The sequence below is a fragment of the Streptomyces sp. NPDC048516 genome, from assembly GCF_043199875.1.
Lineage (GTDB): Bacteria > Actinomycetota > Actinomycetes > Streptomycetales > Streptomycetaceae > Streptomyces.
Genome location: NZ_JBICWS010000032.1, coordinates 32,306 through 53,062, shown reverse-complemented (window position 1 = coordinate 53,062; position 20,757 = coordinate 32,306). Strand labels below are relative to the sequence as shown.

Sequence of the window (20,757 nt, the reverse complement as noted above, 5' to 3'; positions counted from 1 at the left end):
ACACCGAAGCCAACCAGCACCCGTCAGCCAAACCCGCGAACTGGTACGGAAAGCGACTCACGTGGTGCCCAATCAACTCACAACCAGATCACTAGGTCGGCGTCACCGCCGAGGGCGGTCAGGTCCGAGACCGTCAGGCGCCGGGTGTCGTCACCGTCCCAGACGCAACGGTAGGAGGGGAGGAGGTCGTACAGGCCGGGCATCGTACGGCTGGCTTCCCGCAGCGCCTTCTTCGGCAGCCACGGAGCGCCCGCCTTACCGCTGGCCAGCACGACGGCGGACTTGACGGAGCCGAGGAAGGGGGTGCCAGCAGTCAGCACGGCCCGTACGTCGTCGGCGGCACCGGGAATCCTGAACAGCTCACGGACGAGAAGCCCACCCATCGAGTGGGCGACGAAAAGGAGTTGGGCCGGACGATCCTCCCCCGTGTCCCGCATGTGCTGGGCGTGGGCCTGGTGGGAGCGCCAGCGTTCCAGGTGGCGATGGGCAGCGTCTGCGAGGAGGTTTGCGTTGTACCGTACGGACAGGCGCCAGTCGTAGGCGAACGGGACGACGGCATGCGGATGGACGGCGTACTTACGGAGGTCACCGACCATCTGACTGTAGGGCTCAATGCCGCCGAGGTCGGGCATCCACTCGTGGACCGAGAGTAGCCCTCCAGTCTTGATCCGCCCAGTCCGACCGACGCGTTCGCCCTCGGTCACCGCTAGCGAGCGGAGCCGATCGGCATGCATCCCTGCGGTGTACTTGAACAGCTGGGGCACACCCCAGAGCAGGAAACCCGGCGGGATTGCCGCTGGAATCCCCCGCCTCGGGCGGAAGGGAAGCCGGGTGAGGACTACTTGCCAGTTCCGCTGAGGTGAGCCGCCCATGGGTAGGAGACGTAGTCGAAGGTTGCCGGCGCACCGGTGATCTTGCTGCCGAGCCACACGTCGTTCGTCAGCTGGATGCCGGAGAGCATGGGATCCGTCTCGTCGTGCAGCTTCTGCTCCATCTGGACAACCAGCTTGGCGCGGGCGCTCTCGTCCTTCGTGCCGATCGCCTTGGGGTAGAGCCCGTCGATGCCCTTGTAGCCGGACTGGTTGAAGGTGCCGCCGGTCACCGCGGTGAGGCCCAGCCAGTCGAGCGGGTTCGGGATGTTCGGCCAGAACTGCGTGTACAGCAGGTCGGTGTTGCCGCGCGTCGCCGGGTCGTAGAGGTAGTTCGAGTAGCCAGTCGCGGGTACGACGTTGAGCTTGAAGTGCAAGCCGAGAGGCAGGTTGTCCAGCTGCGGGCGCAACTGCAGGGCGAGGTCCAGCACTTCTTTTGCCCGGCCCTCCTGCTGTTGGGCCTCCGAGAGCCATTCCATAGCGTCGTCGCGCATCGCACGGAGGCGCTGCTGGCAGCTGCACGGGTTCACGGAAGCACTGCCTCGGGAGTGCTCGGTGTTGCGGTAGATGATGTAGGAGAGCGGCAGACTCTTGAGGAGAGCGGCAGACTCTTGAGGAGATCTTGACGCCAACGAAGAACCTCATCCCCCCTATTCACCCTGAAGCAGACCCCGACGCCAGCCGGGCGCAGCCGTCAACGGGCCTGGGTGCCGGCCGCGCCGGACCGGACGTTCCACAGCGAGCCCCGGAACCCCTGACCGTTCTTGCGCCCCAGCGCACCATCGGCAACCAGCTGTTCCAGCAGCCGCGGCGGCGCGGAGTCGGGCTGCCCGAACGCATCGTGCAATCGCCGCGCAATGAGCAGGGACACGTCCAGTCCGATGGTGTCGAGGAGGGTGAACGGCCCCATGGGGTAGCCGTATCCGCACTCCATCGCCGCGTCCGTCTCTTCGATGTCCGTGCCGGATCGGTCCAACAGCCGTACGGCGTCGTTTAGATAGGGAAACAGCAGGTGGTTAACGATGAAGCCCGGGCGGTCGTGACACTCCACCACGGTCTTGCCCAGAGCCGCGCAGACGGCACGTGCGGTGGCTGCGGCTCCGTCGCTGGTCGCCTCGGTCCGGCAGAGCTCGACGAGCCTCATCACCGGAGCCGGGTTGAAGAAGTGCATTCCCACGACGTCGGCGTCGCGGCCGGATGCATGCGCGCAGGCGGTGACGGACAGGCTGGAGGTGGTGGTGGCCAGCACGACCCCCGGTCCGCACACTGCGCCCAGCCGGGCGAACAGGTCGCGCTTCACGTCCAGATCCTCCACGACCGCTTCGATCACCAGGTCGCAGTCGGCAAACTCGGAGAGGTCCTCGCCCGCCAGCAGACGTCCGACCGCTGCCGTCTTGGCGTCCGGTGACATCCTGCCCCGCTTGAGCTTGCCGGCCAGCGATTCCTCGACCGCGGACACGGCCCGGCTCGCCTTCGCCCCGTCCCGTGCCATCAGGACCGTCGGGAAACCCGCGACGACGGTGGCTTCTGCGATTCCTCGAGCCATGGTGCCCGATCCCAGCACCCCGATCCGCTGCACGTTCCTCGCCACGCCACCGCTCCCGGGCTGCCCTTCGGCAGCGACGCGATCACCTGAGTCGTCGTAGGTGTGAAAGCCCCGGCCCGACTTGCGGCCGAGGTGCCCTGCGGCGATCAGGTCGGCAAGCACCGGCGCGGGTTCGAGGGAAGCACGGCCGGTCCTCCTCCACTCCTCCGTCAGCGCGAAATGCACGGTTTCGATGCCGATCCGGTCCAGCAGTTCCAGCGGCCCGGTGGGCAGCCCGCAGCCCAGCCTCATGGCCGAGTCGATGTCCTCTGCGTCGGCGTATCCGCTCTCGTACAGTGCCGCGGCCCGGTTCATGAAGCCACGCACGAGCGCGTCTGCGTCCGCCCCCGGTCTGCATCCGACAGCCGACCGGCGCAGTCCGGCCGCGTCCAGCAGCGCGTGGAGCCTGGCGATGGGCTCGTCCGAGGACATCGCGGTACGTACCGGCTCCACCGCGCCACCCGCCGCGATGGGGACGGGAATGCGCAGCCCCAGCGTTCTGTCCGGCCTGCCGCTGGCCACGGCGAGCCCCGTCACGGAAAGGGCAGCGGTGGTGGTGACCAGGACCGTGTGGTCGGCGCACAAGCTGTGCGCCTCCCGCAGCACGGAGGCCTTGAGGGACAGGTCCTCGGGAACGGCTTCCACGATCACGGCCGTGTGGGCCAGTTCAGAGGTGTCGTCGGTGAGCGTGACACCGACGCTGTCCAGGCCCGCGGCCTTGAGCCGGCCGGCCACTCGGGACAGGGCGTTGAGATCGGGGTCGACGCCGATGACGTCGCGACCGGTCGTAGCCAGCGCGAGGAGGATGGACTCGCCCAGGCTTCCCAGGCCGATCACCCCCAGTGCGGATGCGGGCCGTGCCATGTCAAGTCCCTCTCTGTTGAATCGTCGCCCGATGCTGGTGGTCCGTACGCATTAGTGCCCTGAGTGCTCTGCGAACTTGGGGCGCTCTGGGATTTGTGAGTTCTCTGAGTGGTCCAACAGCAGCGACGTCACCAGGCCGGTCTCGACGTTTCCGCCACTGAGCAACACTCCGATGTCGCTCCCCTGTCTGCTCGCCGCGATCCGCAGGGCGACCGCGACCGCCGTGGCGGCGGCAGGCTCGACGAGCAGCCGTGCGTGGGTCAACGTCAGGCGCATCGCTTCGGCGATGGCCGTCTCGTCCACCGTCACCACGTCGGCCACCCGGCGCCGAGCCAGTTCGAAAGGCAGCTCGCCGATCTGATCGGGGCGCAGTCCGTCGGCGATCGTCGTGCGCGTGGCGACGGTCACGGGGTGACCGGCGTTCAGCGCCTCGGTGAGTGCCGGTACCGCGGCGGGCTCAGCCGCGATGACGTCGATGCCGCGCCCCTCGGTCGCGAGACACGCTCCGGCCACCGCGCTGCCGCCGCCGACCGGTATCACCACGGCATCGAGGCTGCCGCCGGCCGAACCCGCCTGAGCAAGCAGCTCCGCCGTCGCGGTGCCCTGGCCGACCACGACATCGGGATTCTGGTAGGGGTCGATCACGTCTAGTCCGCGGGCGGCCGCGAGTTCGCCGACCGCCGCCATTCGCTCCGCGAGTGTCATCCCCACCAGCAGCACTTCGGCGTCGGCAGCCCGAATGCGGCGCACCTTGGTGGGTGCCGCATCGCGGGGCAGCACGAGAACGGCGGTCAGACCGTGTTCGCGAGCTGCCATCGCGACGGCTATCGCGTGATTCCCGGTGCTCTGCGCCACCACCCCGCGGCTGCCCGACGAAACGAGGCGTTCAACCGCCAGAAGGGCCCCGCGCATCTTGAAGGACCCGCCTCGCTGCAGATTCTCGGCCTTGAGCCACAGCCTCGCTCCCGCCAGCCGGTCCAGGTCGTCGCTGCGCACGACCGGGGTTTGGGCCAGCCGCTCAGCCAACCGCCGCTGTGCGCGGTGCACTTCGACACCACTCAGTAGCGGAAGGCCGTCAGCGACCGGCGTGCCGTTCGCCGCGGTCCACGTCATCGTGCCTCTTCCCTGCTCTCATCGGATGCTCCGGGCAGTGCACGGAAGATGATCGGCAGTCGGCCTAAAATCTGCCTAGCGGGGATCTTTCGGCAGCCGACCGCCCCGGGCCGCTTGTTCAGCGATTTCGCGCCCCGTCGTCCGCAGGGCGTCCGCCGGAACCGCTATGACGGTGCGGATCAGTCCGTCGCGGACGAGCCACCGGCCCTCCAGCCGGTCCGGAAGCGGCGGCGCTTCGGGGGCCCGCTCGGGAGGCGGGGCCAGCAACCTGGCGGTGAACGAGCGGGAGCCCGGAGCGAAGTGGAGGTCGGCGTCCTCGAATTCCAGCCGCTGGCCCGTGTACGGGTACCAGGCCTTGTAGACGGATTCCTTGGCGCTGAACAGCAGCCGATCCCAGTGCACTTCGGGGTGAGCGGCCCGGTTCTCACCCAGCCGCCGCAGCTCCGCGGGCAGCGCGATGACTCCGAGAACGCCGCCGGGAAGCGGACCATTCGGTTCCGCATCGATGCCCAGCATCGCGATGTCCGTCGACTTGGCGAGCGCCGCGCCCCGGTATCCGGCGCAGTGGGTGAGGCTCCCGACGGTCCTGCCGGGCCAGCGCGGGGCTCTGTGCGGCCCCGGGAGCACTGGGGCCGCCGACAGCCCCAGTGCGGCCATCGCCTGTCGGGCGCAGTGCCTGACGGTGGTGAATTCGAGGCGCCGAGCCTCCACCGCATTGACGATGAGCGCCGCCTCCTGCGGGTACAGCTCCGCCTCGGGCGGGTCGTCGTACGCCTCCGCCACGGCAACGCAAGCGGGCAGGATCCACTCCAGCATGAGCCGGTTTTCCTCTCGCAAAGGCACGTCTGTCAGGTGAGGTGCGGAAGAATGCGGCGGGCGGACGCCGTGCGACGGCACCCCAGCCTGCGCCACCGCCTCGGATAACCGACGGACACTTCGTCGAACCGCACCCCGTCGTGCCGGGGAGGCCCGCCGGGCCTCGCTCCCCCTTCAACCGGTGTGCGCACCACTCCTGCCGACTCGGATACAGATCGGGGTGTCGGATACAGATCGGGGTGGAGGAACAGCTCGTCCGAGCACGCGCCCCCTTCTCATAGTCCTCCGCGAGCGCCTGCTCCCGGGGGAGTGAGGGTGTGTGCGGAAGGTGTAGCCGTACAGGACGAAGAGCGGGGCCACCACGACCCGCCCCCTGCTCCCCTCCAGATCGGATAGGTGGCCTCGGGCGTGACGATGCCGAGGGACCGGCAGAGGACCTCTTCCGTCAGCTCACCGACATTACCGCGGCCATGAGCCAGTCCTCGTCCGTCTCGGGGCACAGGCCCGCGACAATCTTGCGGCTTTCCTCATGGGTGATGTGAAGATCACTGATGGCCAGCAGGTTTCCGTGGTTCGTATCCCAGCAGGCTCACAGAACCAGTCTGCCGCTATAACCCCTAGCACCCCCTAACTCTCCGCCGGTGCCCTGGCAGAGAGACGTTCGACTGAGGTAGGGGTTTCGCCTTCATCGCTCAATCGATAGCGTCCCGCAAGGGCCCGTATTCCATTTTCCTGGGGGATTTGCGTGGACGAAATTATCAGCGCCATACTTTCCGATGACGCAGCATCCGAGGACTTCTCCTGCTTGACGATTCCGGAAAGCTATCGGGGCAACGTCATCCTGAAGGAAAACATCGGAATCTTCGATGGAATGCGTTCCGTCGACAAGGATCCGCGCAAGTCGCTGCACCTTCAAGACGTTCCGGTCCCCGAAGTCGGCCCAGGGGAAGCCTTGGTGGCCGTGATGGCCTCGTCCGTGAACTACAACACCGTCTGGTCCTCGATCTTCGAGCCGATGCCGACGTTCGGGTTCCTGGAGCGCTACGGCAAGCTCTCCCCGCTCACCAAGCGGCACGACCTGCCCTACCACGTCATCGGCTCCGACCTGGCCGGCGTCGTCCTGCGCACCGGTCCGGGCGTCAACGCCTGGCACCCCGGCGACGAGGTCGTCGCGCACTGTCTGTCCGTCGAGCTGGAGTCCTCCGACGGCCACAACGACACCATGCTCGACCCCGAGCAGCGGATCTGGGGCTTTGAGACCAACTTCGGCGGCCTCGCCGAGATCGCGCTGGTCAAGTCCAACCAGCTGATGCCCAAGCCCGACCACCTGAGCTGGGAGGAGGCGGCGGCGCCCGGTCTGGTCAACTCGACCGCGTACCGCCAGCTGGTCTCCCGCAACGGCGCCGGCATGAAGCAGGGCGACAACGTCCTGATCTGGGGCGCCGGCGGCGGCCTCGGCTCGTACGCCACCCAGTTCGCGCTGGCCGGCGGCGCCAACCCGATCTGCGTCGTCTCCAGCGACCAGAAGGCGGAGATCTGCCGGAAGATGGGCGCCGAGGCGATCATCGACCGCAACGCCGAGGGCTACAAGTTCTGGAAGGACGAGCGCACCCAGGACCCGAAGGAGTGGAAGCGCTTCGGCAAGCGCATCCGCGAATTCACCGGCGGCGAGGACATCGACATCGTCTTCGAGCACCCCGGCCGCGAGACCTTCGGCGCGAGCGTCTACGTCACCCGCAAGGGCGGCACCATCACCACCTGCGCCTCGACCTCGGGCTACATGCACGAGTACGACAACCGCTACCTGTGGATGTCGCTCAAGCGGATCATCGGCTCGCACTTCGCCAACTACCGCGAGGCGTGGGAGGCCAACCGCCTGATAGCCAAGGGCAAGATCCACCCGACGCTGTCGAAGACGTACACCCTCGAGGAGACCGGGCAGGCGGCGTACGACGTGCACCGCAATCTGCACCAGGGCAAGGTCGGCGTGCTGGCACTGGCGCCCGAGGAGGGCATGGGCGTGCGCGACGAGGAAATGCGCGCAAAGCACCTCGATGCCATCAACCGCTTCCGCAACGATCAGGGATAGCCGACGGCCCGCATGACCTAACGGATTATCTCATGCGATCAGTCAAGACAGGGAAGGGGCACCACATGTCAACCCTCACACCCTCCGTCGAGCGGTGGGTCCGCCGATTCCACCCCTCCAGCGAGAGAGCCGTCCAACTTGCCTGCTTTCCCTACGCGGGAGGATCGGCCAGCTATTACTTTCCTCTCTCGGACTCGCTCAAGACCGAGGTGGAATCGCTTTCGCTTCAGTATCCAGGGCGGCAGGACCGTATTGCGGAGGCCTGCATCGAGAAGGTTCCGGAGTTGGCCGACCGCGCCTACGAGGCTCTGCGGGAGTCGGTGGACGGCCGCCCCCTCGTCTTCTTCGGACACAGCATGGGGTCGATCCTGGCCTTCGAGGTCGCCCGTCGGTTCCAGGACTCGGGCAGGACCCCGTCATGGCTGTTCGCTTCGGGCTATCCGGCGCCCTCCCGGCTACGCGGTGGATCGGTCCACCTGCGCGACGACGCGGGCATCGTGGAGGAACTCCGCACCGTCGGCGGCACCGATCCGGCTTGGCTCGAGGATCAGAGTCTACTGAGCTCCATCCTTCCCCCGGTCCGAAGCGACTACAAAGCAATCGAAACCCACATCCGCACCCTCGACGCGAAGCTGAACTGCCCGATCACCATGCTGGTCGGCGATTCCGATCCGCACACCACGGCCGCCGAATCAGAAGCCTGGCAGGATCACACCTCCGGTGATTTCGAGCTGAGGGTCTTCTCCGGCGGTCACTTCTTCCTCGACCAGTACGGGGCAGAGATCGCCGATGCCATTTCCGCCACCGTCAAGAAAATCCTCCGCTAGGTCCTCGGATCCGTGAGGACCTGCCGCCGATCCGGCCATCGAAGAAGGGAAGAACATGCCCGTTGGACACTGGGCCGGCAAGACAGTTCTGGTGACGGGTGGCACCGGCTTCATCGGCTCACACTTCATCGAGGGGCTGCTGGCCCGCCAGGCCGATGTCATCTGCCTCTACCGCAGGGACAACAGGGGCGTCCTGCCTCAACTCCCGGTCACCGACCGGCTTCACACAGTTCGGTTGGACCTCCTCGACGAGGCCCAGCTGAACCGTGTCGCCGAGGAGTCACCGCAGGGGATCGACGCGTTCATCCACTGCGCCGTCGTGTCGGGCGGCGTGGAGTTCCGGCACGACCACCCCGCCCAAATCCTCGACTCCAATGTGCGTGTCGTCTCGAACATCCTGAACTTTACCCGCCGACACAGCATCCCTGAGATCGTGCTCCTCAGTTCGAGCGAGATCTATCCCTCGCCGACCCCGCATCCGACACTCGAGGAAGACGACTTCAGGAAACACATGAAGTACGCTCCCGACGGATATTACCTTTCAAAGAACTATGCCGAGATCCTGGCCGAAACGTACAGCCAGGAGTACGGGATGAACATTTTCCGACCGCGGCTCACCAGCATCTACGGTCCGCGTGACAACTTCGAGGCGGATACCGACCGAGTGGTCCCCAGTATGTTCGCCAAGGCCGTGGCCGGCCACGACATCGAGATCTGGGGCGACGGAACCCAGACCCGCACATACATGTACGTGACCGATCTGGTCGATGCGACTCTGCAGATGGTCGAGAAAAACAAGTACCAGACCCTTAATGTCGGCACCTCGGAAACGATATCCCCGCTGCAACTCGCAGAGTTCGTGTGCGAAGCACTGGGGCAGCCCACCCGGATCACTTCCGATCGCAGCAAATCCGGCGGCCGACGGAACCGGACCCTTGACCTCACCAGACTCCACGAGATCATCGACTTCACGCCGCGGAGTCTCCGAGAAGGGTTGAGTCAGACCGCCGATTGGTATCGCCACCATCGAATGCCGGGCTCCTGAGTACCCCTGGCCGCGCCCGACCGATCACAGCAGGTTCGAATGTCCCCTGCGGTCGCGCCGACGGGGACATGCTTCATTGAACCCCTTTCCCGAATTTAGGGGTTGGCCGCATTGACCGACGAAACTACGCTGCGAGGTATGTCAAAGTGCCGTATCTGCGGTGGTCCAGTCCGGGAGTTCTTCGATTTCGGACGCCAGCCGGTATCTGACGTTTTCCCTGCGCCCAGTGACATCGGCACTGAGCACTTCTACCGACTAGCGGTCGGATTCTGCAGCACCTGCACCATGGTGCAGCAATCCGAAGAAGTTTCGCGCGACCACATGTTCCCCGCCGACTACCCCTATCGTTCGTCCGGCTCCGCGCTGATGCGCCAGCACTTCGAGCAGGTGGCCCGCCACATGCTGGCGACGGAGCTCACCGGACCCGACCCGTTCTACGTCGAGATCGGCTGCAACGACGGCATCATGCTCAGCTCGGTCCGTGCCGCGGGCATACGGCACCTGGGTGTCGATCCGGCCGAGGATGCCGCGAAGGTGGCCAGCGCCGCCGGCAGCCGGGTGCACGTCGGCTTCTTCGAGGAGTCGACGGCGCGGGAGATCCGCAAGTCGGAGGGGCCCGCTCGGCTCATCTTCTCCGCCAACACCATCAGCCACATCGCCTACATCGACTCGGTCTTCGCCGGCGTGGGTGCCCTGCTCGCCCCGGGCGGGGTCTTCGTCTTCGAGGACCGGTACCTGGGCGACATCGTCAACCACACCTACTTCGACCAGATCTACGACGAGCACTTCTATCTGTTCTCGGTCCGTTCCGTACAAGCCATGGCCGAAGTTTTCGGCTTCGAGCTGGTGGACGTCGAGCACGTACCGGTGCACGGCGGAACCATGCGCTACACCACGGCCCGGGCCGGCGAGCGCACCCCCACCGAGGCGGTCGCGCAGTGGCTGGCCAAGGAGCACGAGAGCCGCCTCTCGGAACCGGCGACCTACGACAGCTTCGCGACGAGGGTCACGACCAACTGCAAAGAGCTCAAGTCGATGCTCGCGGCCCTCCAGGCGGAGGGCAAGCGGGTCGTCGGGTACGGCGCCACGTGCAAGAGCGCGACGGTCACCAACTACTGCCGGATCGGCCCCGGCCTGATCCCCTTCGTCTGTGACTCGACGCAGGAGAAGCAGCACCGGCTGACGCCCGGATCGCACATCCCGATCCGCCCGTCCGAGGCCTTCAGCGATCCGTACCCGGATTACGCCGTCCTCTTCGCGTGGAACCACGCGGAGGAGATCATGGCCAAGGAGAAGGAGTTCAAGGCGTCCGGGGGGCGCTGGATCCTGTACGTGCCCGACGTCCACGTTGTCTGACGGCGGTCAGCCCCCTCACACCTGCCGCCCGGATCCTCGTGCGGCAGGTGTTTTGGCCGTTCCAGGAAGAGGAGGCTGCCGGACCGTCGAATTGGGCACCCACCGCAGGAGGCCGCTTCGGACGCTCCATCGGAGCGTCCGAAGCGGCCTTGGCTGCCCTGCTGGCCGACCCCGCTACTGAAGGGTCCGGATGTGCCCGGCCAGTGCGTCGGGCGTCGGAGCTGCGAACAGATCGGCGAGCTTCACGGTGACGCCCAGGGTCTCCTCGATCTGCTGGACCAGCCGGGCACCCAACAGCGAATGGCCACCGTGGGTGAAGAAGTTGGTCTCCGGCGTCACGTCGTCGCGGCCGAGGAGCTGCCGCCATTGCTCGATGAGGACCCTCACCAGCTCGTCGGCGGTCCCGGCCGTCTCGCCGGGACCGCTGCGTGCCACCTGGCGGGTGGCGGCGAGGAGTTCGAGGGCCGGGTAATCGACCTTCTCGTTGGCGTTGGTCGGCAACGCGTCCAGAACAACGAAGTCCTGCGGAACCGCCGCGCGGGGCAGCTCGTCGCGCGCGTACTCCCACAGGTCCCCGACGATGTCCGAACCGCCCGCGGTCTCGACGAAGGCGACCAGCCGGCCGTCGGCGCTGCGGTCCCCGAGCACGACCGCGGCGACGGCCTTGACATCGGGGTGACCCAACAGTGTGCCCTCGATCTCGCCCAGCTCTATGCGGTTGCCACGGAGCTTGACCTGACGATCCGCCCTGCCGAAGAGTTCCAGGGTGCCGTCCGGACGCCACTGGCCCACGTCGCCCGAGCGGTAGTAGCGGCCGTACCGGGGGTGCTCGCCGAACCGTGCCGTGTTGAGCTCGGGCCGTCCGTGGTAGCCGAGGGACACACCCGCCCCGGCGATGCACACCTCGCCGCGGACTCCGACGGGCAGTTCGCGGCCTCCCGGGTCAACCACCATGACCTGGGTGTTCCAGATGGGCTTGCCGATGTCCAGCCCTGGGCCCAGTACGGCCGGGAGGACGGCCCAGGTGCACCAGGTGGTGGTCTCGGTGGGCCCATAGGCGTGGTGGACTTCGCAGCCCGTCGCCAGCAGTCGCTCGGCCAGTTGGACTGGGACCGGCTCGGCCCCGACGACGACCCGGCGCCCTTCCAGGTGCCCGCCCACCTCGTCCAGCACCAGACGCAGTGTCGTAGGGGTCGCCTGGATGATTGCCGGCTGGTGGCGCTCGATCAGATCGCGCAGGACCCGGCCGTCGACCCTGGCCTCGTCCGGCGCGATCACGATCCGGCCGCCCGAGTAAAGCGGCACATAGTGCTCCAGGTTGGCCATGTCGAACGCGAAGGTCGTCATCCACAGGGTCGCGTCGGCCGGCGTGGCGCGCAGCCGTACCGAGTAGTCGGCGGCGATGTTGGAGATGGCCCGGTGGGGAATCAGGGCGCCCTTGGGTTTTCCCGTCGAACCCGAGGTGTAGATGAGGTAGGCGCAGTCTTCCGGGGAGATCTGGAACACGAGGTCCGCCGTCGGTGCCTCGGGCGGGACGTCGACGATGGCCGGTAGGGGGAGTTCCGTCATGCCGTGTCCCTCGGGCAGGGCCAGACTGCCCTCGGTGAAGACGGCCTTCGCTCCCGAGTCGGTGAGCAGGTAGGAGACGCGCTGAGCGGGGTGTTCCGGGTCCACCGGCAAGTACGCGGCGCCCGCGAGCCATACCCCCAGGACAGCGGCCGTCAGCTCCGGGCTCCGGGGCGCCGCGATGGCAATGATGTCTCCCGCGCCGATGCCCGAGGCGACCAGGGTGTCGTGCGTGCCCACGGCGGAGTTCCACAACTGGCGGTAGGTGACGGCCCGCTCACCGTCCTGTACGGCAATGGCGTGCGGGGTTTCGAGGGCGTACGCGCGCACCGCCTCCGCCACGCTCGCGGGGGCGAATCGCTCCTCGGTGCCGTTGGCCGCATCGATCACGGCCCGGTCCTCCTCACTCCAGACCAGCAGTTCCCCGTTGGGCCGGTCCACATCCTCGCCGAACGAGACGAGCAGCGCCTCGTACCGTTGGAGCAGCGCCCGCACGTCGGACCGGTCCAGCTTCTCAGTGGAGTAGCGGGCCGTGATCTGGATGGTGTCCGCGGAAGAGGCGACGAAGAATTCGAGATCGAATTTACTGAAGCCGTTTTCCACCACCACCGGGCGGGCCTTGAGCCCGGCGATCTCGAAGCCCGTCATCTCAAGCTGGGGAAAGTAGTTGAACAAATGGCGGCAGAGCCTGTTGCGCCACGAGGAGCCGGCTCGGGGCACCAACTCGGAGATGCTGTCGACGGGAACGTCCACGTGAGCGAGCGCGCCGAAGTAGGTGTCGCGGGCGCGCCGCACGAGAGCGCGGAAGCTCTCCGCCGGGTCCACGAAGACCCGCAAGGGCAACACGTTGGTGTGGTGGCCTACGACGCGAGGTGTCTCCCTCGGCCGGACACTCACCGGCGATCCGACGGTGATGTCGGGCCCGGCGCCGTGTGCGGCGAGGAGCAGGTCGAAGGCTGCGAGCAGGACGACCGCCTCCGGCGCGCGCACCTCACGGGGCAGCCGTTGAACGGCCGCCTTGGCCTCCGCCGAGAGCACGTGCGTGACCTGGTCGCCCTTCAGCGTGGGATCCGCCCCGTCGGGAGCCCCGCACCACAGGTCGAGCGTGCTCGGATCAAAGTCCTCCAACTGCTCCCGCCAGTAGTCCAGGCTCGCGTTCGACGGTGCCGGTTCGTGAAATGCCTTGACGGTGGTGCGCAGTTCCTCGGCGGGCGCTCGGCCGGCCACGACGGCGTCGTACTCCGCCACCAGCTCTTCGATGACGACGGTGCCGGAGATGATGTCGTAGACCAAGTGGTGGAAGGTCAGGCAGAGGACGTCACCGTCGGTGTAGTGGTAGAGCCCCGCGCGAACCAGCGGTCGCCCGTCGAATACGAACCGGCGATGCACGAAGGGCTGTAGTTCGGAGTCCAGCTCGGCCGGCACCGAGGCCCTCTTGTCGAACTCAGTGATCTTGACGGAGAATTCCTCCGGCGCGAGCACCCCCTTCATCAGCTCCGCGCCGGTGGCGAAGTAAACGGTCCGGAGCACTTCATAACGGCGGAGCAAGTTCGCAAGAGCCTCCTGCAGCGCGACGGGGTCCAGCCTGCCTTCGACCCGGAACGCCAGTGCAAGGTTGTTGGCCGCACTCTCCGGAACCAACCGCTCCAGCAACCACATCGCTTCTTCTTTGCGAGTCGTTGCGGAAAGATCACGAGTAGATCGAGCGGTTGGATTCGCTGTGGATGCCAATGGATTTCCTCCTCTGCGGAACGGATGCGTGCGTTCATGCACATGGCGCTCGGATCTGCCTGGAGCAGCACGCGACGAGCGGCTCGGGGCCTCGATACCCCTTCGCAGAGAGTGCCCTGTGCGGCCTGCTCCCCGCACGGGCTCCGGCCACAACTAAGGGTCTTTTAGGGGGTGCTAGGGGGGCCTACAGATATCGATCGGGCCCTACGATCACCGTCAGCCACAGCTGTCTTCAATCAAGGAATGGCGATGACTGAATCAGATGCCTGGAAGGTCTTGGCGGATGGCCGGAACACCGATTCGACCGTGCTCACGGTTGATTTCGATTCGACCGGACGCCCTGAGGCACGCTTTTCCGACTTGGTGGCCAATCTGAGGACCGACTTCGCCGTCTGGGAGACCATCCCGCCGGCCGGCGGGACCGAGTCTGCCGCGTCGGGCGCCGGCTACATCGACCACTGGGCACGGAAGATCGAGTCGGAGCGGCCGAAGGTGCGGGCCCTGCTGGGATTCTGTGCAGGATCCGTCTACGCTGCCGCGCTTGCCGAGCGCATCGGGACCTGGCAGGACGACAAACCGCTCCTGCTCCTGTTCGATCCGGAACTGTCGACCACGCAGACGCTGATGTGGCAGTTCCACAAGGTCACCGGGTTCATGTCGTCGGTGCTCTCCGCCGAGGCCGTCGCTGAGGCACGGGAGATCGGCCGGCGCGCGTATGACGAGACCTCGGAGCTGGACAAGCTCAAGGACGCGCTGATCGAGCTGATGTGGGCGTTCGGCGAGCCGGCGCTGGCGAGTGCCGGACTCGACGAGGCGCGGCGTGCAGAACTCTTCGGCGTCTTCAGCACGTTCATGAACTACCTCGCCGCCGCAGGTGACATTGATCCGCTCGATCAGTGGCGCAGCGCTGTCGCCTGCAGCTCGAACACCCCACTGAGCGGGCTCAATGCGATGCGGGCCGCCGGTGCGGAGATCTCAGTCGCCCGGGAGATCCACTTCGACGTCGATCATGGATCCATGCTGGCCCAGAAGGAACTGGCGGCCACCGTTACCGATCTTCTCAATAGTTACTGACTGGTAGTTGTGCGGACCGGGACTTTAGCGGTGGACAATGCTCGCTCGTTAACCTACGAGCGAAGAGCAGCAATCAGGCAGGAGGAAACGTGAACGCAGCAGGAAAATGGAAGATCACGGCCCGGACTCCCGTGGGTGATCTTGATTGGGTTCTCACGATCGAGAAGGCGGCGGACTCCTTCACCGGAGTACTCGACATGGTGGAGAGCCAGGTCCCCCTCGAAGAAGGAAAGGTGGACGGAGACCAGCTCACCTGGCAGTCGACGCTACAGAAGCCCAGGGTGCTGAGGTTCAGCGGTCGAGCGACTGTTGACCGAGACGCCATTTCGGGCGAGATCGTGATGGGCATCTACGGCACCCGCCCCTTCAGCGGCTCTCGGGTCATTTAGCCCCGGCTCATCAGTTCCCCGCACCCCCACTCCCGACCTGCGCCTCTATCCTTGGGCTACGAAACCCGACGCGGCAGCCGGGCTGTCGTCATGCCCGACTACCGCCTCGAACCGGCAACATCGGACCGGCTGTTGAAAGCCGACTGATCCCCCGAAACCTCACCTGGCCACCGAACCGGTATGGCAGACTTGTTCGAGTCGTCCAGGGTCTCTGTACGAGCCTGCTCGACATATTTGGCGCGTCGTCGTTTGTCGAGATGCGGGGGATTAGTAATGTCGATGGTGGAACGGGACAGCGAACTGAAAGCACTTCGAGATCTGTTCGTGAGGTGCAACGAGGGAAACAGTAAGGCAGCATTAATCACGGGGGATGTGGCCAGCGGGAAGACCGAACTGTTGCACAGCTTCGCGGGAGAGGCGGTAAGTCAAGGTGCCATCTTTCTGCAAGCCACGGCATCCCACACGGAAAGCTCACTCCCGCTCGGCGTCATAGGTCAGTTAGTCTCCAGCGCGGCACCCTTTGCTGAGAACGATGAATCCACAAGGCGGCTGATAGAGGCTGCGGCACACTCTGTACCCTCGCCCGAAGAACTAAACACACCGCCCTCACCGAACAACGCAACCAATTCCCCAGGGGGGCTGGAGATTCGGAATGTCTCCAGATTGGCGGAGGCCCTGTTCGAGATCAGCAAACAGAAGCCAGTCATCATCGGAATCGACGATGTACACTTCGCCGATGCGGCTTCGTTGGAAGTCTTGCTCTATATACTACGGCGGGCCAGTCTGCGGCCCACGCGTCTGCTGCTCCTCCTTACCGCGTGCGCAAGCCGGCAGCTCCATCACCCCAGATTCCACGCGGAAATCCTGCGCTACCAGCAAGGCCATCAGATTCGGCTGCACATGCTGTCCCAGGAAGGCGTGGCGAACATACTCGCCGAGAAGCTCGGAGCGCGGACCGCGCGCCGGCTCACACCGGTCTGTTACGAACTGAGTGGTGGAAATCCACTGCTGGTGCACGCCCTGCTGGAGGACTACCGCGCCGCCGGCAGCGCCGAGCTGGCCGGAATCGTTCCCGGCGAGGCCTTCGGCCGGGCCGTCTCCGCCTGTCTCTATCGAAGCGCCCCCCTGACACTGGACGTGGCGAGGGCCATGGCGGTGATGGGGCAGCACGCGTCCCCGGCCGTACTCTCGGACATCGTCGAGGCGGATCCCGACTCCCTCGCGAATGTCATCGATTCGCTGCACGGCCTCGGGCTGCTCAGTTCGGGCCAGTTCCGGGACGCCGCCGTCCGCGAAGCAGTACTGCGGAGCGCGGACCACTCAGACCTCCACAGCCAGGCCGCACGTGTGCTGCACGACCACGGGGCTTCGGCCACCATCGTCGCCAAGCACCTCGTCAGCACGGGCCGTGTCGAAGGCTCGTGGACCGCACCGGTACTGAGGGAAGCCAGCGAGCAGGCACTGGCGGACGACGACATCGAATACGCCGTCGCCTGGCTCCGCCTGGCCTGCCGAACGACCTCGAACGTACGTGAACTGGCCGCAATCAAGGCCGTGATCGCCCGAGCCAAGTGGCGGCGCAACCCGGACGACGTCCTGCCGCACTTACCGGAACTCACCTCGGCAGCGATGAACAACTGCCTCGCTTCCCGCAACACGAACGCCCTAGTCGGATATTTGCTGTGGTTCGGACAAGCCGACCAGGCACTTGAAGTCCTTGAGGCCGCGGAGCGGCAGGGCCAGAACGGGGCGAAGGGACCGAACCCCATCCGGACCCTGCTCGGCTGGGCGCACCCCAGGCTGCTGGGCCCTCGGCAGGCAGGCCCCGTCGACTCCCCGCTCGAGCACGGATCTCCGGTGGCCCACATCATGGCGGCGGCCCACCCGAGCGCGATTCTCACGCAGGTCGCACTGCTGACGCAGAATACAGGTGATGACGCCTTGTACTCCGCCGAACAGACGCTGCGCGACTTCCGGTTGGACGATCACAATCTGGCGACGCTCATGGGCGCGGTGGTGACACTTGTCCACAACAACAAGCTCGACCGGGCGAGGCACTGGGGCGACCTGTTGTACAAGGAGGCCATCAACCGGCGCGCCCCCCTATGGCAGGCGCTGTTCTCTAACATCCGCGCGTTCATCGCCATCCGCCAGGGGAGGATGGCGACGGCCGAGAAGCTGGCTCGTGAGGCGCTGACACTGGTACCCCCGAAGAGCTGGGGAGTGGCCATCGGTTCGCCGGTCTCCAACATGGTCCTGGCTGCCACGGCCCTAGGAAACCACAACGAAGCTGCGACGTTCCTGAACATCCCGGTGCCGGAGGCCATGTTCGATACGGTAGCGGCGCTGCCCTATCTCCAGGCCCGCGGTGCGCACCACCTGGCGATGAACTGCACGCATACGGCGCTCTACGACTTCCAAACGTGCGGTGACCTGACGGCCAAGTGGCGCATAGACGTACCCGGCCTCGTCCCATGGCGAACAGGCGCCGCCCAGGCGTGGTCTGTGCTCGGCCGGACAAACCGAGCTCGCGACCTGCTGACGGAGCAGCTGACCCGGCTGGGCCCCGCGGATTCCAGGGTCAGGGGAATCTCCCTGCGGATGCTCGCGTCGCTCTCGGACTCCGGCGAGCGCGCGAGGCTGCTCACGGAGGCCGTCGACGCCCTCAAGGAGTCCGGCGACCGGTTCGAACTCGGCCTGGCCTTTGCGGATCTCGGGCTGGGCGACGGCGCCCGGGGTGACGAGGACCGGGGCCGTGCGCAGGCCCGCGGGTCGTATACGACGCTCAGGGAGGTAGGACCCGAACCCACCGGCGCTCCGCCATCGCGAGAGGTTGAGACCGCGAGGCACACGGTGCCGCATCAGTCGTCCCGGGGGGCAGAACGGAACTCTCAGCTCACTGAGGCTGAGATACGGGTCGCGGTGCTTGCCGCCGAGGGACATTCGAACCGGCAGATCGCGGCCAAGCTCTTCATCACCACCAGTACCGTCGAACAGCACCTGACCAGCGTGTACCGCAAGCTCCAGACGAATCGGCGCACAGATCTTTCGGCGAAGCTGCAGAGTGCCATCCAGGGTCGCGGCCTGGAAGGGTGTTCCACGGCCTCGGGCAACGAAGCCGGCTGACCGGAACGGCAAGGCCCACCAGCGGACCGGGGCGCCTCACAGGGCTCCGGTCCAGCCATGTGCGCCGAAGGCTGTCCGGCGCCACCACCGCACGTGCTCTCTCCGTCACCTCCTACCCATCCCTCTACCCATCCCTGAGCTACTGAATGTGTTGCCTACCATTCCACCGCCGCCCGCGCCCCGCCAACAGGCCACAAAGTAGGTACCCCGAACCCACAAAAGTTGCATGCGGCCCTCCGCTCCATGACTTTCGTAGGGTCCCGGCGCCCCGAGAGCGAGTCGCGCCAAGCGTCAAATCCCGTCCTCCGTATAGCGATTGGCTGAGGTGTGCCATGCCCAAGCAGCAACTGGGCGTCGTTTCCGATGCGTTGGCGGCACTGAGCACTTTCGGGCTGAGTTACTTCCTCGTCAATGGGTCGTCATCTCTGCTGAAGCCGTGCGGCGGAGTGACGTTCGCCGTCCTGCTGATCCCCGTGCTGTCGCTCTTCTTCCGCCGGCGGGCGCCGCTGGCCGTCATGTGGGTCACCATCGGCATGACTTCGGCCCTGCTGGCCGTGGAAATCGCGGCTCCGGGAACGGTCGTCAGGTCGGGGGGCGACGCGCGGGCCATCCCGCTGTGGCCGCCAGCGGCGCCCTTCGCCGCGTACAGCGTCATCGCGTACGCCAAGCCCTCCCCGCGCACCTGGGCGCCCGTGATGGCCCTCGCGACCCTGGTGCTCCTTGCCGTCCCGGCAATGCGTGGCGGCCAAGTCTTCCCCGGCATCGACAGCGTACCGATGCCACGGTCCACGCAACCGTCGGCATCGACCGGGCTGGAGTTCCGCAGCACCGCCTTCATCCTGGGGGGTGCCATTCTGGGCATGTACGTATCCGCCCGCCGACGGGAGCACTGCGGATTGACGGAGCGTGCGGAGCGGGCCGAGCGGGAACGTCATCTGTTCGCCGAGCAGGCACGCGTCGAGGAGCGCGCCCGGCTCGCCGCCGAGATGCACGACGTGGTGAGTCACCGGGTCAGTCTGATGGTCGTCCACGCGGGCGCGATGCTGGTGTCGGCACCCGACAGCGCAACGCGGGAGGCCGCGGACCAGCTGCGGACGGCCGGCTGCCAGGCGCTGGAGGAACTGCGTGATGTGGTCGGGTTGCTGCGCGATACGGTGGGCGACGGATACGGCCCGAGGCCGGAGAAGCCCCTCGCCCCAGCATATCCAGACCTCACGTCGCTGATCCGCGAATCGGCGTCTGTGGGTGTGCCGGTCGAACTCGTCGAAGAAGGCGACCAGTCACTGGCCTCGCCCGTGGTCAGTCGCACGGTGTACCGCGTCGTCCAGGAAGCACTGACCAATGTCCGCAAACACGCCCCTGGGGCACGGGTGTCGCTGCGACTGCACTGCCGAGGTGACGGGATACACCTCACGATCCGCAACACCGCGCCGACCCGGGTTGCCGATGCTCTCCTCACGGCCGCAGGCTCCGGCACCGGACTGGCCGGACTGACACAGCGGGTCGAACTGGTCCAGGGCACACTGGAGGTCGGACCCGAGGACAACGGCGGTTTCTGTGTCCGTGCCACCTTGCCCGCGTATGTGCCAACCACCGAGAACCGGAGCCATTGAGATGAACGGTGGACCGATCCGGATAGTCGTCGTGGACGACGAGCCCATGGTCTGCGCGCATCTGCGGACGATCCTCGGCTCGGCGGACGGCTTGGAGGTCGTCGACGAGGCGCAGGACGGCGCGGCCGCGGTCGAGGCGGTCGTCCGACACAGCCCCGATGTCGTACTCATGGACCTCCGGATGCCAGGCGTTGACGGACTGACCGCCATCGAACGCATCAGTACCCTCAGGAATCCACCCGTGGTCGTCGCGCTCACGTCCTTCGACGCGGACCACTATGTCTTCCGCGCGCTGCAGGCCGGCGCAGCCGGCTTCCTGCTGAAATCGACTCCCCCGGCAGATCTGATCAATCTCGTACGGGTCGCGGCCGACGGCCACACTGTGATGTCGTCGGCCGCCACCCGCCGGCTCGTCGCGAGCGCCGCCGTGCGGCAGACCGCGCAGCATCGCGGGCAGCGCCTGCTGGCCGAGCTGACCGAACGGGAACGCGAGGTTCTGTCGTGCCTCGGCAAGGGCATGTCCAACGCCCAGATAGCCAAGGTGCTGCACCTCACCGAGCAAACGGTGAAGGGCTACGTCTCGCGGATGCTGGTGAAGCTCCAGTGCGACAACCGTACCCAGGCGGGTCTGCTCGGCTACGAGGCCGGGTTGGTCGCCGAGTGACCGTGCCGGCGGCTTCTTCCGAGGTCCTCG

At 66.4% G+C, this 20,757-nt stretch carries 15 protein-coding genes; 9 read left to right on the top strand and 6 right to left on the bottom strand.

Going from position 1 to position 20,757, the window contains the following annotated elements; translation table 11 throughout:
• Window positions 1–77: 77 nt before the first annotated feature.
• The 5 genes from ACGFR7_RS35260 to ACGFR7_RS35240 form a co-directional block, all read right to left on the bottom strand.
• Complete coding sequence (locus tag ACGFR7_RS35260) at window positions 78–632, bottom strand: hypothetical protein (protein WP_393327499.1); 555 nt, start codon at window positions 630–632, stop codon at window positions 78–80.
• A gap of 206 nt (window positions 633–838) precedes the next feature.
• On the bottom strand, window positions 839–1,363 hold the full coding sequence (locus ACGFR7_RS35255; protein ID WP_393327496.1) for a hypothetical protein: 525 nt from the start codon (window positions 1,361–1,363) through the stop codon (window positions 839–841).
• A gap of 200 nt (window positions 1,364–1,563) precedes the next feature.
• Complete coding sequence (locus ACGFR7_RS35250) at window positions 1,564–3,318, bottom strand: 3-hydroxyacyl-CoA dehydrogenase family protein (RefSeq protein ID WP_393327493.1); 1,755 nt, start codon at window positions 3,316–3,318, stop codon at window positions 1,564–1,566.
• A 51-nt stretch (window positions 3,319–3,369) separates the two neighbouring features.
• Window positions 3,370–4,431 (bottom strand): threonine/serine dehydratase, encoded by a 1,062-nt coding sequence (locus ACGFR7_RS35245; RefSeq protein ID WP_393327490.1) that lies wholly within the window; start codon window positions 4,429–4,431, stop codon window positions 3,370–3,372.
• Window positions 4,432–4,506: 75 nt separating this feature from the next.
• Window positions 4,507–5,247 (bottom strand): 4'-phosphopantetheinyl transferase, encoded by a 741-nt coding sequence (locus tag ACGFR7_RS35240; RefSeq protein WP_393327487.1) that lies wholly within the window; start codon window positions 5,245–5,247, stop codon window positions 4,507–4,509.
• A gap of 745 nt (window positions 5,248–5,992) precedes the next feature.
• Here ACGFR7_RS35240 and ccrA point away from each other — a divergent pair.
• The 4 genes from ccrA to ACGFR7_RS35220 all read left to right on the top strand — a co-directional run bounded on the left by ccrA (window position 5,993) and on the right by ACGFR7_RS35220 (window position 10,564).
• Window positions 5,993–7,336: a crotonyl-CoA carboxylase/reductase gene (gene ccrA / locus ACGFR7_RS35235; protein ID WP_393327485.1), complete on the top strand. Its 1,344-nt coding sequence runs from the start codon at window positions 5,993–5,995 to the stop codon at window positions 7,334–7,336.
• 32 nt (window positions 7,337–7,368) lie between these two features.
• Entirely contained in the window at window positions 7,369–8,163 is a 795-nt protein-coding gene (locus ACGFR7_RS35230) for a thioesterase II family protein (protein ID WP_393327483.1), read from the top strand.
• 55 nt (window positions 8,164–8,218) lie between these two features.
• Window positions 8,219–9,208, top strand: coding sequence for an NAD-dependent epimerase/dehydratase family protein (locus ACGFR7_RS35225; RefSeq protein ID WP_393327480.1), 990 nt, complete (start codon window positions 8,219–8,221; stop codon window positions 9,206–9,208).
• A 138-nt stretch (window positions 9,209–9,346) separates the two neighbouring features.
• The gene (locus ACGFR7_RS35220) at window positions 9,347–10,564 is read left to right on the top strand and encodes a methyltransferase domain-containing protein (RefSeq protein WP_393327478.1); all 1,218 of its coding nucleotides are present in this window, start codon (window positions 9,347–9,349) and stop codon (window positions 10,562–10,564) included.
• 174 nt (window positions 10,565–10,738) lie between these two features.
• On the opposite strand, the gene ACGFR7_RS35215 is transcribed toward ACGFR7_RS35220, so the two are convergent.
• Window positions 10,739–13,789, bottom strand: coding sequence for an amino acid adenylation domain-containing protein (locus ACGFR7_RS35215; protein ID WP_393327475.1), 3,051 nt, complete (start codon window positions 13,787–13,789; stop codon window positions 10,739–10,741).
• 321 nt (window positions 13,790–14,110) lie between these two features.
• On the opposite strand from ACGFR7_RS35215, the gene ACGFR7_RS35210 reads away from it, so the two are divergent.
• The 5 genes from ACGFR7_RS35210 to ACGFR7_RS35190 all read left to right on the top strand — a co-directional run bounded on the left by ACGFR7_RS35210 (window position 14,111) and on the right by ACGFR7_RS35190 (window position 20,727).
• Complete coding sequence (locus tag ACGFR7_RS35210) at window positions 14,111–14,935, top strand: hypothetical protein (RefSeq protein WP_393327473.1); 825 nt, start codon at window positions 14,111–14,113, stop codon at window positions 14,933–14,935.
• An 89-nt stretch (window positions 14,936–15,024) separates the two neighbouring features.
• On the top strand, window positions 15,025–15,324 hold the full coding sequence (locus tag ACGFR7_RS35205) for a hypothetical protein (protein WP_393327471.1): 300 nt from the start codon (window positions 15,025–15,027) through the stop codon (window positions 15,322–15,324).
• A gap of 180 nt (window positions 15,325–15,504) precedes the next feature.
• A complete protein-coding gene (locus ACGFR7_RS35200; protein WP_393327470.1) occupies window positions 15,505–18,450 on the top strand; it encodes an AAA family ATPase in 2,946 nt (981 codons plus the stop codon).
• Between the two features lie 332 nt (window positions 18,451–18,782).
• Window positions 18,783–20,063, top strand: a complete 1,281-nt coding sequence (locus ACGFR7_RS35195; RefSeq protein ID WP_393327468.1) for a sensor histidine kinase — start codon at window positions 18,783–18,785, stop codon at window positions 20,061–20,063.
• Between the two features lies 1 nt (window position 20,064).
• A complete protein-coding gene (locus ACGFR7_RS35190) occupies window positions 20,065–20,727 on the top strand; it encodes a response regulator (RefSeq protein ID WP_393327465.1) in 663 nt (220 codons plus the stop codon).
• Window positions 20,728–20,757: the final 30 nt, after the last annotated feature.

Excerpts from the sequence above, each read along its gene's own strand:
- ACGFR7_RS35260 (WP_393327499.1), bottom strand. The coding sequence starts at position 632 with ATGCCCGACCTCGGCGGCATTGAGCCCTACAGTCAGATGGTCGGTGAC.
- ACGFR7_RS35255 (WP_393327496.1), bottom strand. The coding sequence starts at position 1,363 with ATGCGCGACGACGCTATGGAATGGCTCTCGGAGGCCCAACAGCAGGAG.
- ACGFR7_RS35250 (WP_393327493.1), bottom strand. The coding sequence starts at position 3,318 with ATGGCACGGCCCGCATCCGCACTGGGGGTGATCGGCCTGGGAAGCCTG.
- ACGFR7_RS35245 (WP_393327490.1), bottom strand. The coding sequence starts at position 4,431 with ATGACGTGGACCGCGGCGAACGGCACGCCGGTCGCTGACGGCCTTCCG.
- ACGFR7_RS35240 (WP_393327487.1), bottom strand. The coding sequence starts at position 5,247 with ATGCTGGAGTGGATCCTGCCCGCTTGCGTTGCCGTGGCGGAGGCGTAC.
- ACGFR7_RS35230 (WP_393327483.1), top strand. The coding sequence starts at position 7,369 with ATGCGATCAGTCAAGACAGGGAAGGGGCACCACATGTCAACCCTCACA.
- ACGFR7_RS35225 (WP_393327480.1), top strand. The coding sequence starts at position 8,219 with ATGCCCGTTGGACACTGGGCCGGCAAGACAGTTCTGGTGACGGGTGGC.
- ACGFR7_RS35220 (WP_393327478.1), top strand. The coding sequence starts at position 9,347 with ATGTCAAAGTGCCGTATCTGCGGTGGTCCAGTCCGGGAGTTCTTCGAT.
- ACGFR7_RS35215 (WP_393327475.1), bottom strand. The coding sequence starts at position 13,789 with ATGTGGTTGCTGGAGCGGTTGGTTCCGGAGAGTGCGGCCAACAACCTT.
- ACGFR7_RS35210 (WP_393327473.1), top strand. The coding sequence starts at position 14,111 with ATGACTGAATCAGATGCCTGGAAGGTCTTGGCGGATGGCCGGAACACC.
- ACGFR7_RS35200 (WP_393327470.1), top strand. The coding sequence starts at position 15,505 with ATGGCAGACTTGTTCGAGTCGTCCAGGGTCTCTGTACGAGCCTGCTCG.
- ACGFR7_RS35195 (WP_393327468.1), top strand. The coding sequence starts at position 18,783 with ATGCCCAAGCAGCAACTGGGCGTCGTTTCCGATGCGTTGGCGGCACTG.
- ACGFR7_RS35190 (WP_393327465.1), top strand. The coding sequence starts at position 20,065 with ATGAACGGTGGACCGATCCGGATAGTCGTCGTGGACGACGAGCCCATG.